The following is a 19,574-nucleotide window of genomic DNA, read 5'->3' on the forward strand; positions in this document are numbered from 1 at the left end:
GTCATTCATCGCAGGTCTCCCGTGGTGAGCAACAGGCGTCCGGCGCCACGCGCGGCGACCACAATGCCCGAAGGCGTCGCGCAGGCGGCGGTGATGCCGTGGAAGCGGCCGCCGGCGCGGCTGTGCAGGCTGTCGCTGACCTCCCCTTCGGCACCGAGATGCAACAGCAGGCCATAGGAGCGCGGCGGCGCCCAGGGCTTCTGAATGCCGAGCGCCTTGACGCTGCCGATCTGCATCGGCTCCAGGCAATCGCTGCCGCCGACCAGCGCCGGTGCCACCCAATAGTCGGCCGGCATCGTCGCCATCATCTCCTCGCGGAAATCGTCTTCCTTGAGCACGAACTCGATCAGATGGGTGCGGCGCGCGAACATGCCGAGCAGGAGCCCGCCATGGCCGTCCGGATGCAACCGCGCCGGATAGCCCGGCATGTTGGCGGCGATGGTTTCTCGCGGGCCAAGCCCGTTGGCACTGAGCGCGAAGCGGCTGAGGCGGTGCGCCCAGCTCTCGGTGAGCCACAAGCTGTTGCCGTCGGCCGAGACCATCACGCCGTAGGGATATGGCAGGTCACGCAGCAAGACCTGGGGATTGTCGAGTCCGGCGCCGCAGCCGATGAGGCGGCCGCTCGCGCGCTTCTCCATCAGATCGTGCCGCCACTCGCTCGGGCCGCGGCCGGCGCTGCCTTCGACGGCATAGATGCGGCCATCGGGCGCCGCCATGACCGACAGCAGCCCGGTGAGCGCACTGCCGCCGGCAGCCTCCAGCCAGCGCGGCGCGGGCTTCGCCGGATTGATCGCGGCAAGCCCCCTGCCTGCAACACAGACCAGGAGGCGGCCGTCCGGATGCAGCGCAAGCCCGCCGGCATCGTCCTCGAACTCGGCAACAACCGCGCGGGTCGCGAAATCCGCGCCGCTGAGCTTCAGCACCTGGCGGCCGGCGGAGACGTAGATCGAGCCGTCGCCGGCGGCGATCACATCGTCGACGCCGGGTAGCGGCTCGCCGATCGGCACGGCGGAATCGAGCCGGTCGTTCGGGCTCAGCGCGCCATCGAGCGGCGGAATCGCGTTCTGGCCGCCGTCGCGATCGACGACGCTCCTGATATCGCGCAACAGATGATCGAACATTCCCACAGCGCTACCTCGTCATCCCTTGGTTACACGACTCTTGGCGCCCCAATAGGCGTCGTATCCGCTCCAGTCCTCGTCGACGCCGTCGAGCTTGATGCGGCCGATCCGGTTGTTCTCGAGGCCGCCGAGATAGAGATAGCCCTTGTGCTCGCGCATCGACGTCAGCACAGAATGCGAGGTGCCGGTCGGATCCCACCACGACTCCAGCGCCTCGCCCTGCTCGTTGAACTTCAGCACGCAGCCATGATTGAGCCCCGGCGCCAGCCACTCGTCAGTCGGCACCTGCTTGACCATGCGCAGCCGGAAGCCGGGCTTGCGCACCGAGAGGTCGAACGTGGGCGTGCGGATGCCGACCAGCGCCAGCCAGTAAGTGCCGTCGGAGGCGCGGTTGATGTTGTCGGGGTTACCCGGCAACTCGTCGATCAAGACCTCGGTACGTCCCTTCTTCGGTCCCTCGATCCAGTAGCGGAAGATCTTGCACAGCGAGGTCGACGCGATCAGGATCGATTTGCCGTCATGCGAGACGCAGACGCCGTTCGGGAAATAGAAATGATTGATTACGGTGCGCGTGGTCTTGGTCGCCGGATCGTAGCAGACCAGCCGGCCGTTCGGCCGCGCCTCGAGGAGGTCGAGCGTGTTGGTGGTCATCTCGTAGCGCGTGGTGCAGTCGCTGAAATAGATCTTGCCGTCGGGCGCGATGTCGAGGTCGTCGGCCATGCGCAGGCGACTGTCGTCGTTCAGCTTGTACCAGGTGCGATTGGTCTCGTCGGTGACCTTGAAGATGCGGCCATCGGGCGCGATGCCGTAGACGCCCATGCCGGCGACCGCCACGATCAGGTTCTCGTCGCGATCGAACTGCATGCCGAGCGGCCGGCCGCCGATATGGGCGAACACCTCGCGGGTCTCGAAATTCGGCCCGGAGAAGCGGATCACGTTGCCGTCGCGGGTCGAGCCGTAGACGCGGCCCTGGCGGTCGACGATGACATCCTCCGGTCCCTCGACCTGATCGAGGCCGATCGCCTGCGCCTTGATCAGCCGGTCGTTCTGGGCGTAAGCCGAGCCGGACGCCCGCTGCACCGACGGCGCCGGCGACAAGGCCACATAGGCCGGGTTGACGTAGATCTTCTGGATTGCCTTGCCGCGGTTCTTCGACCATTTGACGTCGATGCCGACCGCCGCGAGCAGGATCATGCCCGTCACCGCCGAGGTGACGTAGCCCGGGATGCCCATCCGCACGAGGCCGTTGATCAGGAGGAAGATGATCAGCGCACCGATCATCGCCCGCCACACCGTGCCCTTGCCGCCGGCCAGCGAGACGCCGCCGAGCACCACGGCGGTGAGCGCCTGGAATTCCCAACCCATGCCGGTGGTGGAATCAGTCGAGGCCTGACGTGCCGCGTAGAAGATGCCGCTCGCCGCACACAGCGTGCCCGACAGCACATAGGTCATGAACAGCATCAAGCGGACGCGGATGCCGGCATGGCGCGCCGCCTTGCGGCTGGCGCCGATCGCGGTGAGATGCCAGCCATAGCGCGAGCGCGACAGGAAGATGTGGCAGATCAGCAGCACCACGAACAGCGTCGCCGCATTGACGGGAATGCCGAGCACGCTGCCGCCGCCGACGAAGTCCCAGGCATCGCTGTCGATCGAGTTGGTCGCGAACACCTGGGCGTAAGAGGTGTTGAGCAGATTGACCGAGGCGCGCAGGATGATCAGCGTCACCAGCGTGGTGAGGAACGGCCGCGTCTTCAGGAAGCCGATCAGGAAGCCGTTGATGCTGCCGAGCAGCGCCCCGACCAGCAGCGTCGCCGGAATGGCGAGGCCGACCGGCCATTCGCGCACCAGCAGGAAGTAGAGCGCCGCGAAATTGCACAGCGCGAAGATCGCGCCAACCGACAGGTCGATGCCGCCGGTGACGAGGCAGAAGCCCATCGCCAGCGCGACGAAGCCGAATTCGGCGAACAGCCGCAGCAGCGACACCGAGTTCTGCACCGAGGCATAGTCGGGATTGGTGAGCGCGAAATACGCCCACAACCCGATCATCACGGTGAACGGCACGACCGGCTCGAACCACTGTTTCAGCAACAGCTCCGACAGCAGGAGCCGGGGTGAGAACCGCCGCACCGATGCGGCAAAGGAATCGACAGCCATCGACATCGCCAAAGAACTCCCTTGATCGTGATGCGACGAGACATCGCCTCACGCCCCTTCGAGCGGGCACGATCTTCCGGAAGGCTGGATTCCACCCTTCCGGATCATGCCGTTGATACGGCCGGTTGGCCCCTGCTAATTTTTCTTGGGTAGTGCGAAGCAGTTGGCGCCTGAGGCGTTGGATTTATCGAGCCAGATCGGCTGCGTGTAATAGACGAGATTGCGGGAGCCCGCCTTCTCACCTGATACCAGCAGGGTCTCGGCCGCAAACATCAGGTCGTGGCCTTGCTCGGTCGCCTTGTAGCTCAGGAACTTGTAGAAATTGCCGGAATTGACCTGGTCGCAATCGAGCTGCGAACCCTCGCCGGAGGCGTACACCTTGACGTCGTCGATCTTGCCGGCGTTGCGGATTGCCTGCGCGGCGCCCGACTCCATGATGCCCCAGAAGCCGATCGATGCGCAGAGATCGGGATGCTGCTGGATCACGGTGGCGGTGACGTTGAGCGCGGTGTTGGCATCCCAGTTCGCCGCCTGGTTCGACACCACCTTGATGTTGGGATCCTTGTTCAGGACCTCCATGATGCCGCCGACCTGATCGACGCTGGCGGCCGCGGTCAATTCGCCCTGCACGATCTGCACCTTGCCGGACTTGCCGGAACCGGTGCCGCAGGCCTTGACGGCTTCGCTCGCGAGCATCCTGCCGATCTCGCGCCAGTCGGCGCCGACAAAGGCCCCGGACTTGTAGTTCGAGGACATGTTGATCTGGATCACATGGGTGCCCTGAGCCTCGGCGCGCTTGAGGTCCTTCATCAGCAAGGTCACGCTCGGATTCTGCACGATCAGCACGTCGGGCTTCTGGTCGACCAGCGCGGTCAGCGCCTGCTGCATCGCCGAGGGATTGTTGTTGGGATCGCGCACGATGTACTTCATGCCGCGCCACTCGGCCCCTTCCCGCACCACGCGGCCCCATTCGTCCGACAGCGGTACACCGAGCGCGATCGGCAGATAGGCGATGGTCTTGCCCTGCAGCGCCTTGTCGTAGACGGCGCGCAGTTCGCGCGCAGTCCTGGTGCCTTCCTCCTGCGCCGATGACGCAAACGGCATTCCAGCCAGCGTCGCGCCGACAAGCAGGATCGTCCAAAACTTCGTTATCCTCATCATCTCCTCCACGCTCCCTGTTTTGATTGGTCTTGATCGATCATATCGGCGCGCTCAGGCGCCTTGTTTCAGTCGCCCTGTTTCAATCGCCTTGGCGTGCAGTCTCCTCGTCGCGGGGATGCAGCCAGTTGTCGAGCACGATTGCGGCCAGCAGCACCACGCCCTTGACGATGTTCTGCACCTCGCTATTGACGTCCATGATGGTGAACGCGTTGAGCAGCGTACCGATCAGGATGCAGCCGACCACGACGCTGAACACGCTGCCGCGGCCGCCAATCAGGCTGATGCCGCCGATCACGACGACGAGGACGACGTCGAAGATCATGGTGCCCTGCGTGATCGCCATCTGCAGGCTGCCCGTGGTGCCGACCCAGACCAGGCCTGCAAGCCAGGAGAGAAAGGCAACAATCATATATTCGAGCACGATCAGCGGGCGCAGCGGAATGCCGGTTAGCCGCGCCGCTTCCGGGTTGTCGCCCTGCGCATAGATGAAGCGGCCGATCGAGGTGCGCGACAGGAACAGATGCATCGCGATCGCCGCGACTGCGAACACCAGGATCGGAACCGGAATACCGAACAGCCGTCCGGCGCCGGCGAACATCAGACCCGGCGCGTCTTTCGGCGCGTAGACCACCCAGGCGGGTGCCAGCCAATACGCCAAGCCGTAAATGACAAAGCCCGCAGCCAGCGTCACGAACAAGGGCGGCGCCTCGACAAACGCCACCATGATGCCGTTGGTCGCTCCGATCAGAAGAGCGATCGCAAGCGCGAGCATCACGGCAACACCGATCGGTACGCCACGCTGCATCTCGATCAAGCCGATAATCCAGGGCCCGGCCAGGATCGCGACTGCGCTCAGATCGATACCGCGGCTGATCACGATCAACCCCATGCCGAGGCCGAGCACACCGAGGATGGAAATGCTGCGCAACAGATTCAGCAGATTGGAGAGGGTCGCAAAGCCGTTCAGCGAGAGGCTGAACACGATCAGCAGAATGACCGTTATGAGAAGAACGATCTGCTCCTGGCTCGGCTTCGCGATGCGAAAGCGGGGAAGAGATGTTCGGCCGGACATCGAATCTGCGTACTGCTCAACGCCACGTGACGGCAACGGCGAACGCATCACTTCCTCCAGAATGTTTGGTCCGAGTTTAGGTACGTCGAGAAGTTTTCGTCAAATGCATTTCGCGCGAGTGGCGCAACAACCGTGCTTCTTGTCGGAGACATGCCGCCACCTTCCATCGAACGGAATTAACTTCATCCGCAGTTCGCGCGGCGATTGCTTCGGCCGCACACTGCTTTCAAATCGTGCTTCGATCATCTCTCCCGGGCAGCAGATTGATCGCGGGGGCTACGGCATCGCTTGTTTCAAACGGTGTTTGACTTGATCGTGGCCGATGCGTTGAGCCACGAGCGGCCTCTTTTTCAAGAACGTCACACGGCTCAACGCGAGCATCTTCAAACGAAACTCAACGAGCAGTCCGTCTTCCTTGGCGCTAATCGCCGATGATCGCGGTCTGGCGCAGCCTCGCAATCGAGGTCGCGTCATAGCCGAGTTCGGCCAACACAAGATCGGTATGCTCGCCGAGGATCGGCGGACGCCGCGCGATTTCTCCCGGCGTCTCCGACAATCGCACGGCAGCTCGCGCCACCGGCGCAGGCTTGGGCAAGCCCGGGTAATCGATGTCCTGCATGAAGCCGGTCGAGCGAATATGCGGATGATCCAGCGCCTGTTGGGGGCTCAGAACGGGTCCTGCGGGGATCATCGCCTTGCCCAGCGCGTCGACGGCCTCCTGCGTGGTGCGCTCGGCGCACCAGCGCGCCATTCGCTCGCTGACGATCGGGCCGTTGTCGCCGCGCCTGGTATCGTCCGCAAAGCGCGGATCCTTCACCCACTGGTCCTCCTCACCCATCAGCCTGGCCCAGCGAATGAATAGTGGATGACCGGTGACCTGGCACAGTACCCAGCCATCTTTGGTGCGATAGATGTCCGACGGCGCTGAGGTCTGGCCGAGATTGCCGGTCGGAACGCGATTGACGTTGATCACGGCCTGCTCGATCAGCGTCGCATTTGTGAAGGACAGCGCGGTTGCAAGCAGCGCGCCTTCGACGATCTGCCCGCGTCCGGATTTGCCGCGCTCGATCAGCGCGGCGAGTGTCCCGAACGCGCAGTGCAAAGCCGTTCCGAAATCAACCCAGTTCACCGCGGCTCGGTACGGTGGATCGCCCGCGCCGGTCATGTACACCGAACCCGACATGACCTGCCCGACGCCGTCGAAGCCGACGCGATCGGACCACGGCCCCGGTCCGCCGAAAGCGGTCGCCGTCGTCAGGATAATGTCAGGCTTGATCGCCTTCAGCGACTCATAGTCGAGCTTCATTGCGCGCAGGGTCTGCGGCGGCAGGTTGGCAACGACCACATCCGCTGTCGCAACCAGGCGACGCATCACGTCCTGCCCTTCCGGTTTCATCGGATCGAGCGTGATGCACTTCTTGTTGCGGTTGATCTGCAGAAAAAGGGCACCTTCGCCACCCTCGCCGACTGGCGCAACGAACCGATCCTCGCTGCCGTCGCGCTTTTCAACACGAATAACCTCCGCGCCGAATTCGGCCAGCAGTGTCGCGCAATAGGGCCCTGCGATATAGCGCCCGAAATCCAGCACCCGCACGCCCTCGAGAACTCCCCCCATCGAACCTTTCTCCCTTTTTTTCCTCCGCGCGGCTGCGATCGCCAATGGCTCAATCCGAAGCCGGCCTTCGACGCGTCGCGCAGACAGGTTTATGCATGCACGGCCCACCCCTCGCGCGGGCGGGACCGATCGAAAGTCAACGCACGCGAGCGTATCTGGATGTTCTCCTGGTTGGATGCTTGGAGCCGGGACCTGGCACATACAGGACCGCCACGATACGATTCCCCCAAACGGTCAACGCGGCGGTTTCGCAGCGGCGCGCCCCCTCCACTCAACTCCCATGGAGCCCACGCCGCTGTATTCCTGCAATACACAGCGATGAACGGTCGAGCGACGCTTGTTCGGCTGTCGCTTGCCCGAACCTGCCGATTTTCATTCCTTACAATCGGTCGCGGAGCGCTGCAATTGAGGAATACGGCAGACGCCTTGAGTCTAAGTCAATTGAGGCTTCTGGATCCTGATGAAAGCTCAACTCAACGCCGTCGCGCAGCCACTGCACGGCTTCGGTGACAAACTGCGATGCCCCCGGTGTGCGGCGTGCGCAGCACATAAGCCGAGCGAGCGCACCATAGTCCGCGACCTCAGCCCCCAAAACCCGACCCGGCAGTCAGGCTTCGGGCTCTTGCGACACCCCGTCGCTCCGCGCGACCAAGCAGCCAACGTTCCAGGTTGGGGACTCGACAGCGCAAGGCGCGACCTCGATCGGATCGCGCCTTCGCTTGGTCTACACTGCGCCCGCCTTCTGCGCGAATTCCCACGACGCCTTTGACAGCGGTACGTTGCGTTTGGCGGATTCAAGCGCCTTGGCGCTCGCGGCGGTGCCGTCGCGGATCCGGCCCGCTATGCCTTGCATAATGCCCGCGAGGCGAAAGAGGTTGTAAGAGAAGTACCAGTTAAGATCGGGCACGCTCATTCCGGTTGCGTTGCAATAAATCTCCGCCGCCTCTTCCAGGCTCGGAATATTGAGGGCCCGGAAGTCTGCGCCCTGCAGACCCGGCATGGTCCACTGCATCAACAGATAGGTGAAATCGGCCATCGGGTCGCCGAGTGTCGACAGCTCCCAATCCAGCACGGCCTGCACCCGCGGCTCGGTGGCGTGAAAGATCATGTTGTCGAGGCGATAGTCACCATGGACGATCGAAATGCGCGCTTGTTCCGGCACGGTCTTCGGCAGCCATTCAGCGACCCTCTCGAACTCCGGGATATGTTGGGTCTCCGAGGCACGATACTGCTTGGTCCAGCGGTCGATCTGCCGCGCAAAATAATTGCCGGGCTTGCCGAAATCGCCAAGGCCGATCGCGGCTGGATCGAACATGTGGAGTTTCGCCAGCGTCTCGATCTTGCTTATGAAGATTTGTCGGCGCGCATCCGCGGTCTGGCTCGGTAGCGTCGGATCCCAGAACACCCGGCCTTCCTCCATCGACATGATGTAGAAGGCCGCGCCGACGATACTGTCGTCCTGGCAAAGCGCATAGGCCTTGGCGACCGGAAAGCCCTGCTTGCCAAGCGCTGCGATCACCCGATATTCGCGGTCGACCGCATGCGCCGACGGCAGCAACTTGCCGAACGGCTTTCGGCGCATCACGTAGGAGCGGCGGGGTGTATCGAGCCGGTAGGTCGGGTTGGACTGCCCGCCCTTGAACTGCAGCACGACCAGCGGTCCCTGATAGTCTTCGACGTTCTCGCGCATCCAGGCATCGAGACGCAGCTCGTTGAAGCGATGCCGCTCCTCGACCGGTTTGGTGCCCGAGAACTCTTCGTCTTTCTTCACACCTTCAGTCACGATGACGCCCGCCAATCCTGCTATCCGAACCGCGACGTGCAGCACGGAGCCTCAACCCAAGAAATCCCTTCAATCGGAAGCAGGTCCTTCGGACCGTCCCGAAACGACCGCGTGGCCGCCGCGCCGCGCGGTCCTCCCCCGCACTTAACGCGCGGCGTTTGCATATTTCCGGATTTCGAGTTTGGCAATGGCGCGATTGTGCACCTCGTCGGGACCGTCCGCCAGGCGAAGCGAGCGGATGTGGGAATACTCCTTCGCCAGCCCCGCCTCATCGGAGACACCGCCGCCGCCATAGGCCTGGATGGCGTCGTCGATGATCTTCAACGCCATGTTGGGGCCGGCCACCTTGATCATGGCGATTTCAGCCTGCGCAACCTTGTTGCCAACCTTGTCCATCATGTCGGCGGCCTTGAGGCACAGCAGGCGCGTCATCTCGATGTTGGTGCGGGCCTCGCCAATGCGCTGCTCCCATACCGACTGCTCGATGATCCTCTTGCCGAAGGCAGTGCGCGACATCAGCCGCTTCACCATTTTCTCCAGCGCCTCCTCGGCCTTGCCGATGGTACGCATGCAGTGATGGATGCGGCCCGGACCAAGCCGGCCCTGCGCGATCTCGAAGCCGCGGCCCTCGCCTAGCAGGAGATTCGATGCGGGAACGCGGACGTTCTCGAGCAACACCTGGGCATGGCCGTGAGGTGCATCATCGAAGCCAAACACCGGCAGCATCTTCTCGACCTTGACGCCGGGAGTGTCGAGCGGCACCAGGATTTGCGACTGTTGTTGATGCGTCGCGGCCTTCGGATCAGTCTTGCCCATCAGGATCGCGATCTTGCAGCGGGGATCGCCGACGCCTGACGACCACCATTTGCGGCCGTTGATCACATAGTGATCGCCGTCGCGCTCGATCCGGGTCTCGATGTTGGTGGCGTCGGACGAGGCGACATCAGGCTCGGTCATCAGGAAGGCGGAGCGGATCTCGCCGTCCATCAGCGGGCGCAGCCATTTGCGCTTCTGCTCCTTGGTGCCGTAGCGGATGAAGACTTCCATGTTGCCAGTATCGGGTGCGGAGCAGTTGAAAACCTCCGAGGACCACCCGATGCGGCCCATCTCCTCCGCGAGCACGGCATATTCGAGGTTGGTCAATCCCGCACCACGAAATTCATCATCCTCATGCGAGGACGGCGGCATGAACATGTTCCAGAGTCCCTCGGCTTTCGCCTTCTTCTTGAGGTCCTCGACGACCGGAATGACCTTCCAGCGCTCGCCCGCTGCGTCCTGCGCCTTGTAGACCGGCACCGCCGGGCGCACGTGCTTGGTCATGAACGACTGCACACGTTCGAGCCATTCCTTCTGCTTTGGCGACATATCGAAGTTCATCGGACGCTCCTCGCTTCTACCTGAATAACCTTTTTGCCGGTCTTGTCTTTCCACCTTGCGCGAGCTGCAAGCAAGGCTGCCCATTGCGCTGTCCGATTAGGACGCTGATCGGAGCAGCACGAGAACTCCATCGCACGAATTGACTTTTCTCGACCCGCAAATGAAAGTTTCATACAACTTTTCGAAATGCAACTCTCACTGCCTGAGGGCTTCATGGCGCGCGATCAAACCACCAGGTCCGCTATCCTCGCGGCTGCAGAACGGCTCTACGCCGCTCGCAGTTTCGCAGACGTCACCTTGCGCGACATTGTTGCCGAGGCAAAAGTCAACCTTGCTGCCGTGAATTATCACTTCGGTTCGAAGGACGACTTGATCGTTGAGCTGTTTGTCAGCCGCAGCGTTCAAACAAATCGTGACCGTCTGCGCGAGCTGAAAGCGGCGGAAGAAGACGGCGGCGGCCTCGTATCCGTCGAGGTCATCTTGCGCGCGCTGGTCGGTCCTCACCTGCGTGGTTGCCTGGGCCCCGAGAACGAATGCTCCAACGCGGCGCGCTTCATGATCCGTGCGTCGATTGAATCGGTGCCGCCGATCCGCCGGGTAAGAAACCGCGAATTTGATCACCTGCGCAAATTCGCCGCTGCGATGCGCCGAGCCTTGCCTGACAGCACCGACGAGGAGATCTATTGGGGTCTGCATTTTGCGCTGGCGATGGCTCACCACACCATCCGCGACTCCGAACGTCTGACAAAGCTGTCGGAAGGCAAATGCAAACTCGATGATATCAGCGACGTCATCGAACGCGTGGTAAGCGCCGCAACGACGGCGATGATGAAGAACACGCGGGCCGGCAAGCCGTCAGCAGGACGCATTACTTGCTGACGATTGCACCTTCCATCGTGCGATGCCGGCCGAGAGATCAAGAGGCCCACCTGAGAGACTCGATTTGATTGGAAGGACGCCCGAACTTCCCCTCGGGTGCCTCTCCTCGGATCACAGTCTTGGACCCGCAGCCCACCATGCTGCCGCGACTGCCGACGAACGCATTCGATGAGCGCCGGTTCGCGACGTTCTTGATCATCCTCCCCTGCGTGCGTCGCATAGGCCCATGCAGTCACATCAGCTCTGACAATCCGCATTTTCACGACTGACTTGATTGATGCTCAAGGCACCAACACTGATGTTCAACACAGGGCACCGCAGCCAGCCTGACTTACGTTCGTCAATCCGTCGACAATCGCATCTCCGCAAAAGTACGACTCGCGACTCCTTTCAGAGAGGAAGAGCCGTGTCGGTGAGGAAGAGCCGTGTCGGAGAGGCAGAGCCGTGCCGCTGTTACCGGCAGACTTTTTCCCGGCGCGCACACGATGACCGTGTGTTTGATGACATTCTCATTTCGTCAAAACCAATTTTCAACGCTCAACAGTTTGGACCAAGGAGATAAATGATCGGGGTATTCGGTATTGTGAGTCCGGCTGTGGGCTTCGTCCTGGCCTGGTGCGCGAATTGGCACATCGAAGGCGCAACTCACAAATGCGCAACTCCTTAGAAGCGCAACTTTTGGAGCCGTGCGCAGGTATGCTGCTCGTTCCTCGCCTGTGTGGGTGCAGCACTTCCAATCGAGTAGCCGCAGTCCGGCGGTGAAGAGCATCGAGCCTCGCGGCGCGGCCCTAACGATCGACCAGATGCTCTCCGTCATGCGGAACGCAACGCCCACGGCCGTCACACAACATTTCTGTCGCCAGGCCTATTCAGATTTGAATTGGCGGTCGAGGCTGCGTCTGATTACGGTCAGCGGCAGTGCCCTGATGCGGGGCGATGCTGAATCCAAAGCTGACCACTGCCCGAGGAGCCAGGCATGACGTCGACAAGTCCTCTCTTTGAACCCTTCACCTTGAAATCGCTTAGCCTTCGAAACCGCGTCGTGATGGCTCCGATGACGCGCGCGAAGAGCCCGAACGAAACACCTGGAGAAGACGTCGCCGACTATTACAGCCGGCGCGCGGAAGGCGGCGTCGGCCTGATCATCACGGAAGGTGTGGCCATCGACCGCGCCGGCAGTTCCAACAATTCCAATATTCCAAACCTGTATTCGCCGGACAGCATCGAGGGCTGGCGCAAGGTCGTGGCAGGCGTCCACGCCGCGGGCGGAAAGATTGCGGCTCAGATCTGGCATCAGGGCATGATGCGCAAGGCGGGCACCGGCCCTCGCCCCGAAGGCAAGTCGGACGGACCGTCAGGCTTGTCGGCAACGGGCAAGCCGATCGGCGAACCGATGACCGATGCCGACATCGCGGACACGATCGACGCCTTCGGGCGCGCCGCCGGCGTTGCAAAGGAGATTGGGTTCGACGCCGTCGAACTGCACGGCGCCCACGGGTATCTGGTCGATCAGTTCTTCTGGTCGTTCACCAACCGGCGTGAGGACAGCTTTGGTGGCGATATGGTGCGGCGGACGCGCTTTGCCGCCGACATCATCCGCGCAATGCGAACCCGCGTCGGGCCGGACTTCGTCATCATCCAGCGCTTCTCGCAGTGGAAGGGATCGGACTACAACGCGAAGCTCGCCCACACGCCCGACGAACTCGCCGCCTTCCTGGCACCGCTGGTTGATGCCGGCGTGGACGTTTTCCACGGCTCGACGCGGCGGTTCTGGGAGCCGGAGTTTCCCGGCTCTGACCTCAACCTGTCCGGATGGAGCAAGAAGCTCACAGGCAAGCCCACCATCACCGTCGGATCTGTCGGCTTGAAGGGCCCTGATTTCAAGGAAGCGTTCGAGGGCAAGGGCGCCGAAGTCGGCGATCTGGCTGAACTGGAAGCTCGCCTCACAGGCGGCGAATTCGACCTGGTCGCGGTCGGACGCGCCCTTCTGACCGATGCGCAATGGCCCGCGAAAATCCGCGATAAACAGTTCGACAAACTTGCGGCGTTTTCACCGACCGTCTTTGCAACGCTCTGATCCGTCTTCTGATCGCCCGCCGGACAGCCGAAGCGGCCGCTGCAGATGGTGTCCTGAACAGCACTTCGTGTCCTGAACACCACTTCGGACGCGATCTTGTCGCAGCGCCGAGGGAGAAATGCCGTGAAATGCTATGAATTGCAGGGACCAGGCGGGATTGACGATCTGGCGTTGGTCGAGAGGGCTGTGCCGCAGCCGGGGCATGGTGAAGTGCTGGTGCGGCTGACCGCCGCAACGCTCAACTACCGTGATTTGCTCACCATCAACGGCCGCTACGGTGCGCGGCAAAGATTTCCTCTCGTGCCCGCCTCCGATGGGGCCGGCCTGGTTGCGGCGATCGGCCCGAACGTGCAGGACTTCGGCGTTGGCGACCGGGTGGTCGGCAGCTTCTTCGAGAATTGGCTTTCCGGCGAACCAAGTGAAACCAAGATGCGTGCCGCGCTCGGTGGCGGTGTCGATGGCGTGCTGACCGAATACCGGGTGTTTCCTGCCCATGCGTTGGTGAAGACGCCGGAGCACCTGATTGATGTGGAGGCGGCCGCGCTCCCTTGCGCCGGCGTCACCGCTTGGAGCGCGGTGGTCAAGCTTGGCGGCCTCAAGCCAGGGCAGACGGTGGTGACGCAGGGTACTGGCGGCGTCTCGCTGTTTGCACTGCAGTTCGCCAAGATGTGCGGCGGGCGAGTCATTGCGACTTCGTCCAGCGACGCCAAGATCGAGCGCCTGAAGACGCTCGGCGCCGACGTCACCCTGAACTACAAGACCACGCCGGATTGGGGCAAGAAAGTTCGGGAATTGACCGGTAGCGGTGTTGATCTCGTCGTCGAAGTGGGAGGCGTCGGCACGCTGAACGAGTCGATCCGGGCCACACGCATCGGGGGAACCATCGCCTTCATCGGCGTGCTGGCCGGGCAGCCCACATCGGACCTGCGGATTCCGTTGATGGTGATGCAGCAGCAGCGCCTGCAGGGCGTCACCGTGGGATCAGTCGAAGACCTGCGCACCATGGCCGACGCGATCACCCTCAATCAGGTGAAGCCGGTGATCGACAAGACGTTTGCATTCGCCGACGCGAAGCAGGCTTTCGCGCACCTAGCGAGCGGAACACATTTCGGGAAGGTTGCAATCGCAATCGCGTAGGCAGTGCCGTCAATGGTGCGGCGATCGCTTCCAGCATCGGTATCCGTCGCCTTTTGGACATGAGTTCGCCCGGTTGCACATCTGACAGATTGGGACGGCGTGACGACGAAATTCCGATCGATTGATTGATTGATCGCAGGCTTGCTCTCTCCGCACCTGATCCCTCAGGCGGTCTGCGCCCGCGACAGCGTTTCGCGCGACAACTTGAAGGCGGCGATCGTGAACCTAGCCCAAACGCCGGATCGCACGAAGGGATCGCCTGCATGAAGGCCTCGACGGCGGGACGTGCTTCGGTCTCGAAGATCAGCAGGCTGCCGGTACGTTGCTGTCCGTTGACGAAGCTCAGGGGGCCGGCCAGAACGATCCGAAACGGCGCGGTATTGAGGTGCTCCGAATGAGCTGCGCCGTGTTGGCGGCGCAGCTCAGCGACATCGGTACCATCTTCACACCAAACAGCCCACAACATGTGTCTTCCCTCCTTGAATGCCGCTATTCCGCCGGACCTGTGGCCTTGGCCGGCTGTCGCGCGTTTCCCGCCAGGAGCTTCTTGAGTGCGCCGGACGAGATCATGACCCCGGTGATCACGACGATCCCCGCGCTGATCTGCTCGATTGTCACCATCTGGCCAAAGGCAAAGGATCCGAGCACGGCAAAAACCGGCACCAGATGGAAGAACAGCGCGGTATCGGCGACGCCGATGGCGCGGAAGCCGCGGTTCCAGAAGATATACGCAAGCACCGAGCCGAAGACGCCCATGAAGATCAAGGCGGCCCACGCCTGCCAGGACAGATTGAGCGTCATCGCGCCGGGCTCGATCCACGCGGCGATGACGAGCAGGATCGCCGCGCCGACAATGGTCGTGATGCCGGTCGTCGTGAGCGGCGTACTGTCCTTGACCCAACGCTTGTTGATGATGCCGTACAGAGCCATCGCGATATTGCCGCCGATGATCAGCAGGTCACCGATATTCACCTCGGTGATCACACCGCGGGAGCCGAACATGACGAGCGCGGTAACCCCGATGAAGCTGATGGTCGTGCCGACCTTGTGGTTGCCGCTGATCGGCTCGCCGAGGAAGAGGCGAGCGATCAGCGCGGTGAGCAGCGGATTGGTCGCCATGATCAGCGCACCATTGGTCGGCGACGTATATTGCATGCCGAAGAAGAAGAAGGTGTTGAAGCCGACCACGCCTGCGACCGCCATGGCCAGGAAAGCGAGGAAGTTGCGCTGCAACGGAGCAAGCCAGCCCGTCTGCATCGTCAACAGGATGACGATCATCAGAACTGCCGCGATCGCGAAGCGCAGCGCAGCGGCGGTCATCGGCGGCAGCGAACTAACCGTCAGATGGGCGGCGTTGAAGGTGAGGCCCCAGAACAGGGCAGAACAGGTCAGTTCCAGGTAGATCAGCAGATGACGCATGGCGAGTGTCCCTGCCCTGGCGAGAGTCGAGGGCTGTCAGGGTCGATCATCTCCCCGCCGCGCGCCCTCGCGAAGGCCACCATCGCAGGGTCGGACGAGACTATATGCGGATGGCCGACGACCTCCTCAAGCATCGGCAGATCGGAGATGTGGTCGCCATCGGCCGAGCAGGACGACTTGCGCTTGTCATCGACGCGTGCGGCAAAATCGTCGTAGTTGATTGTGTGGTCGTTCCAGATAACGATGGGAGCGGACCCGAACTCCGAAATGACCTTGGAGATTTCCGTTTGGCTCATCGCCTAACCTCGTGATTGACGAGGTCAATGTGCCGAGCGGAGCCGAGGAAGTCCCGTATATCTCGACATATATTTCGCAAGTGCAGCAAAGCCGTTTCCAGCGCTGCAGATATCCGTGAGCCCCAACGATTGACAACATCAAGTGCACAAAAAAGGGCGGAATCGATCGCGGGGCAAGCCCGCAGGTCGGCTAGATGAGTGGCAATGATCGGCCCTGTGCTTCCTGGCCGGACTGGAACGCCACCGGGCATCGCCCTGATCTCACGCGGTCGAGAGAGCACCGCCCTTGCCGGCCTCTGGCGTCGTCAAGGGCGAAGCCGTTCTGCATCCGATACAAATTGTCGAGGCGCGCTTTTCCGGCTCGCGAAAAGAACCCGGCATGGAAGCTTTTTCTCCATGGTTGCGTGACGACGATCTTGCAATCAAAATACAAAGCAGACATAGCTCGGCCTTCGCAAAATAAGGTCGCCATACGGTTAGCGACCTTCGATCAATGCGCTATCGACGTGAAATAGCCGACTGCTCTTGTTTGGGCCTCGCTGCCTTTGAGGTCTGGAAATCGGCTGAGACTATGGCGCTGGAGGCACGAAACAATGCATACGCTCAAGGTCGTCGATCGGACGTATCTGAAGCTCAAGTCGATGGTGATCAACTACGAAATTCTTCCCGAGCAGCAAATATTCATTGAAGGGGTTTCGAACACGCTTAACGTCAGTGTGACGCCGGTACGTGAGGCGCTGAACCGGCTTCTCCACGAAGGTTTGATTCTTCAGACAGGCAGCCGCGGATTTCAAAATCGGGCGATTGATCGGGCAGAATTGGAGGACCTGCTTTTCCTGCGAGGATCGTTGGCGATCAGTTCGCTGCATTTCATGCTGCGAACCGCGCTTCGTCATCGGGTCGACGAGATTGTCGCTGAGAGCCGGCGTATCAATGTTACGGATGCCAGCCTGTGCATCCCGGTTTGCCGGTTGGTTCTGCAGGCGGTTGGAAACCGGGAGATTCTGCGCATTTACCAAAATGTGACCGACAAGCTCCACTACATCTGGATGGTGTATGCCAGTTCCGCTAGCGGCGCAGCGCAAATCAAGGATTACGTGAGCCGCCTGGAACAGCTCCTTCTCGATCGGGACCTTGAAGGGGCGCTCGGCGTAGTCGATCAAAACGTTCGAGTCCAGACCAAGGCACTCGACGATGTCATTCCGCAAGCGCTTGCTCGACTGAACTCGGCGAGCGCCGAGGCACGCGACCGCGCGCCCGGCAATCGGCTCTCACGTTTGGGATCATCATGGTTTCCATCCCAGCCATTGGCTAGGGGGCAGACTTGACCAGCGATGGCAGCCACCCCTTCCCGGCAAGATGCGCGGCGGCCTCCGGAGAAACACCCTCGCGCACAGCCTTGAGAATCCCGTCCTTGCTGCTTCGCTCGAGATAGCCCTCGGCGGTCGGCTGCCAATAGCGAAGCATATCGTGCGGCATCGCCCTGACGACGGTGTCCGCGGAACAGAGGGCAGCCTCGCGGAAATGCCCGCCCGTGCGCCAGCAGGAACAGCCGCCTTCCATTACGAGGTGAGCGATGAATCGCCAGAGCCCGTCGGCGTCCTAGGGCAAGCGCAAGACGATGCCTCGTGCCGCGCGGCAACACCCTGCCCCGCATGAGAGCGAGGAGATATTGAGCGTGATCTCAAGGCAGGACGGTTGGCAAAGCGATAGAACGCGCGCGCCGCCAGCGCATGCGTGACCGCGATCAGCGCCAGTTCAGGCGCTTGCACGAGACCATTGCGCAGGGCCATCGTCCGGTGTGCGCTCAGTTCCGCGACCTGAGCCGCCGCAAACCTGTTCTGGCTTGCTGCGGTCACGCTCTCCGCCTTCCCGGAGCTGCCACCCTCACCTCGTTTCGGCAGTACGTCTTCAAGCCGCAGATGGCCGCGTTCGATGCGGGCATCTCCACCCGTGTCCGAGCGCGACGAACACGCCCGCCCGGGCGATGTCCTCAAGTGCGAACACCTCCTCGGTCGGCGCGGCGATCTCCTGTTCGAGGCGATCAATCTCGGAAGCCTCGCCTCGCCCGGATCGTCCTGCTCGGCCTCGGCGTTGAGCTTCTCGAGCTGGTCTTCAAGTGCATCCAGCTTCTGCTGCTCCGGCATGTGGATTGAGTAACCATTCAAAGCCATTCAGGATGAATCTCCGCGATAACCTTTCTCAAGATGGACGGCAGCGTGACAATAACGTTGTTGACGTTGCGCGGCTTCTCGTAAACGTATCGAAGATCGACGAAGGTATTGGCTCCAAACTTAAGAAGCGTGGTGAAATTTCGCGGTATCGTGTCCTTCCCGATCTTTGCTTGAAATTGGTCCAACATCTCGCGGGGTCCTTGTTCCCAGATTTCATGGTCCCAAAGTGCCTTGATGCGATCCTGGGGAGGCAGTTTTTGGTACAGGTCAAACAGATTGTGCAATCTCCGCAGTTCGGCAAACGGCGTACCGAATATGACGAGAAGGCACTTAAAGTAGAGCTCGGAGGCGAGTGCCGAAATCACAAGGCACGGATCACCCAAATACCAGATCTCTGTTTCGGACTTGGCTATGTCTGTCTTGCGTAGACGCTCATCGGTCCATTGAAACTTCCCCGCGTGCTCAAATATCTTCTGCGGATTGAGATCACTAGGTTTCTGGATCATGACGAAGTCCCCCGATCGGACTGCGAAAAGTCCCAGGTCGACAAGCTCCGTGAAGTTGCCCGGAAGGCTGGGAAGCAACAGCAACAGGTTGCCGGAGCGGCTGATCGCTACGACGGGCTTGCCGATCCACGAACGGCTGTCCGTGCTGCATTTTTCGCAGTAATCTTGTATCGCTGTCATGCATCTCATAGCACGGAGTTTCCTCATGTCCGCTCGAATTCTGCCCGCGACCGAACCCTTTCCTCAAGTCATTCAAGAGCGACTGAGCCAACGGAAGCGGAGCGATGATGCTCGACCGCACCTAACGTTGTTTACAACGCTTGCACGGGATGAACGGCTGTTTCGCATGTTCTTCGCGGGTAGCTTGCTTGATCCTGCCAGCACACTAAGCCTGCACTACCGCGAGATGGTCATCGACCGCATATCCGCGCGGTCCGGCTCTGAGTACGAATGGGGCGTGCATGTCTCGATTTTTGCCAAGCAGGCAGAGTTGACCGAAGAGCAAATCGTCTCGACCGCGCGAGGGAATGCCGATGACCCCTGCTGGAATCCGAAAGAAAGCGCCCTGATTGCAGCCTGTGATGAACTTCACGATACCTGCAATCTCAGTGATGTCGCCTGGGCAAGGCTCTCGGATCACTTTGAAGAAACCGCGATCATGGAGATCCTGATGCTGGCGGGGCGTTACCGGGTTGTGTCCTATCTCACGAACGCCATTCGCATGCCTCTCGAAAGCTGGGCACGTCGCTTTCCCTGAGCAAGGACGGTTGCTTCCTGCTGGAAGTTTCGCTCTAGCGGCGTGA

17 protein-coding genes are annotated in these 19,574 nt (G+C 61.5%); 6 read left to right on the forward strand and 11 right to left on the reverse strand.

From position 1 onward, the window contains the following. Nucleotides 1-5: 5 nt before the first annotated feature. The 7 genes from ACVW1B_RS18435 to ACVW1B_RS18465 all read right to left on the reverse strand — a co-directional run bounded on the left by ACVW1B_RS18435 (nucleotide 6) and on the right by ACVW1B_RS18465 (nucleotide 10,283). Nucleotides 6-1,127, reverse strand: coding sequence for an SMP-30/gluconolactonase/LRE family protein (locus tag ACVW1B_RS18435; protein WP_456821971.1), 1,122 nt, complete (start codon nucleotides 1,125-1,127; stop codon nucleotides 6-8). 12 nt (nucleotides 1,128-1,139) lie between these two features. Beyond that, entirely contained in the window at nucleotides 1,140-3,275 is a 2,136-nt protein-coding gene (locus ACVW1B_RS18440) for an ABC transporter permease (protein ID WP_456821972.1), read from the reverse strand. A 135-nt stretch (nucleotides 3,276-3,410) separates the two neighbouring features. Then, a complete protein-coding gene (locus ACVW1B_RS18445; RefSeq protein WP_456821973.1) occupies nucleotides 3,411-4,433 on the reverse strand; it encodes a sugar ABC transporter substrate-binding protein in 1,023 nt (340 codons plus the stop codon). A gap of 82 nt (nucleotides 4,434-4,515) precedes the next feature. Continuing rightward, complete coding sequence (locus tag ACVW1B_RS18450; protein WP_456821974.1) at nucleotides 4,516-5,508, reverse strand: ABC transporter permease; 993 nt, start codon at nucleotides 5,506-5,508, stop codon at nucleotides 4,516-4,518. Between the two features lie 421 nt (nucleotides 5,509-5,929). Next, entirely contained in the window at nucleotides 5,930-7,123 is a 1,194-nt protein-coding gene (locus tag ACVW1B_RS18455; RefSeq protein ID WP_456821975.1) for a CaiB/BaiF CoA transferase family protein, read from the reverse strand. Nucleotides 7,124-7,847: 724 nt separating this feature from the next. Further along, on the reverse strand, nucleotides 7,848-8,906 hold the full coding sequence (locus tag ACVW1B_RS18460; RefSeq protein WP_456823044.1) for a phosphotransferase family protein: 1,059 nt from the start codon (nucleotides 8,904-8,906) through the stop codon (nucleotides 7,848-7,850). Nucleotides 8,907-9,050: 144 nt separating this feature from the next. Continuing rightward, on the reverse strand, nucleotides 9,051-10,283 hold the full coding sequence (locus ACVW1B_RS18465; protein ID WP_456823045.1) for an acyl-CoA dehydrogenase family protein: 1,233 nt from the start codon (nucleotides 10,281-10,283) through the stop codon (nucleotides 9,051-9,053). Nucleotides 10,284-10,496: 213 nt separating this feature from the next. On the opposite strand from ACVW1B_RS18465, the gene ACVW1B_RS18470 reads away from it, so the two are divergent. The 3 genes from ACVW1B_RS18470 to ACVW1B_RS18480 all read left to right on the forward strand — a co-directional run bounded on the left by ACVW1B_RS18470 (nucleotide 10,497) and on the right by ACVW1B_RS18480 (nucleotide 14,376). After that, nucleotides 10,497-11,162 carry a TetR/AcrR family transcriptional regulator gene (locus ACVW1B_RS18470; RefSeq protein ID WP_456821976.1) on the forward strand — a complete coding sequence of 222 codons (666 nt, stop codon included), beginning with the start codon at nucleotides 10,497-10,499 and terminating at the stop codon, nucleotides 11,160-11,162. Nucleotides 11,163-12,138: 976 nt separating this feature from the next. Next, nucleotides 12,139-13,239: an NADH:flavin oxidoreductase gene (locus ACVW1B_RS18475; RefSeq protein ID WP_456821977.1), complete on the forward strand. Its 1,101-nt coding sequence runs from the start codon at nucleotides 12,139-12,141 to the stop codon at nucleotides 13,237-13,239. Nucleotides 13,240-13,362: 123 nt separating this feature from the next. Next, nucleotides 13,363-14,376, forward strand: a complete 1,014-nt coding sequence (locus ACVW1B_RS18480) for a zinc-dependent alcohol dehydrogenase family protein (RefSeq protein WP_456821978.1) — start codon at nucleotides 13,363-13,365, stop codon at nucleotides 14,374-14,376. A gap of 489 nt (nucleotides 14,377-14,865) precedes the next feature. Here the strand turns inward: ACVW1B_RS18480 and ACVW1B_RS18485 are convergent, their stop codons facing one another. Together ACVW1B_RS18485 and ACVW1B_RS18490 are read right to left on the reverse strand one after the other, a co-directional pair. Next, nucleotides 14,866-15,795, reverse strand: coding sequence for a DMT family transporter (locus ACVW1B_RS18485; protein ID WP_456821979.1), 930 nt, complete (start codon nucleotides 15,793-15,795; stop codon nucleotides 14,866-14,868). Next, nucleotides 15,780-16,091 carry a hypothetical protein gene (locus ACVW1B_RS18490; RefSeq protein WP_456821980.1) on the reverse strand — a complete coding sequence of 104 codons (312 nt, stop codon included), beginning with the start codon at nucleotides 16,089-16,091 and terminating at the stop codon, nucleotides 15,780-15,782. Before ACVW1B_RS18490 ends, ACVW1B_RS18485 begins: the two co-directional genes overlap by 16 nt. A gap of 286 nt (nucleotides 16,092-16,377) precedes the next feature. Here ACVW1B_RS18490 and ACVW1B_RS18495 point away from each other — a divergent pair, with 286 nt between their 5' ends. Together ACVW1B_RS18495 and ACVW1B_RS18500 are read left to right on the forward strand one after the other, a co-directional pair. After that, nucleotides 16,378-16,554, forward strand: coding sequence for a hypothetical protein (locus ACVW1B_RS18495; RefSeq protein WP_456821981.1), 177 nt, complete (start codon nucleotides 16,378-16,380; stop codon nucleotides 16,552-16,554). Between the two features lie 130 nt (nucleotides 16,555-16,684). Next, the gene (locus ACVW1B_RS18500) at nucleotides 16,685-17,419 is read left to right on the forward strand and encodes a GntR family transcriptional regulator (protein WP_456821982.1); all 735 of its coding nucleotides are present in this window, start codon (nucleotides 16,685-16,687) and stop codon (nucleotides 17,417-17,419) included. A 234-nt stretch (nucleotides 17,420-17,653) separates the two neighbouring features. Here ACVW1B_RS18500 and ACVW1B_RS18505 read toward each other — a convergent pair whose 3' ends face one another. After that, a complete protein-coding gene (locus ACVW1B_RS18505) occupies nucleotides 17,654-18,265 on the reverse strand; it encodes a hypothetical protein (RefSeq protein ID WP_456821983.1) in 612 nt (203 codons plus the stop codon). Then, on the reverse strand, nucleotides 18,256-18,951 hold the full coding sequence (locus ACVW1B_RS18510) for a hypothetical protein (RefSeq protein WP_456821984.1): 696 nt from the start codon (nucleotides 18,949-18,951) through the stop codon (nucleotides 18,256-18,258). Before ACVW1B_RS18510 ends, ACVW1B_RS18505 begins: the two co-directional genes overlap by 10 nt. A gap of 25 nt (nucleotides 18,952-18,976) precedes the next feature. Between ACVW1B_RS18510 and ACVW1B_RS18515 the strand changes: the two genes are divergently transcribed. Then, complete coding sequence (locus ACVW1B_RS18515) at nucleotides 18,977-19,528, forward strand: carboxymuconolactone decarboxylase family protein (RefSeq protein WP_456821985.1); 552 nt, start codon at nucleotides 18,977-18,979, stop codon at nucleotides 19,526-19,528. Nucleotides 19,529-19,574 lie beyond the last annotated feature (46 nt).

Source organism: Bradyrhizobium sp. USDA 4502, assembly GCF_054063355.1.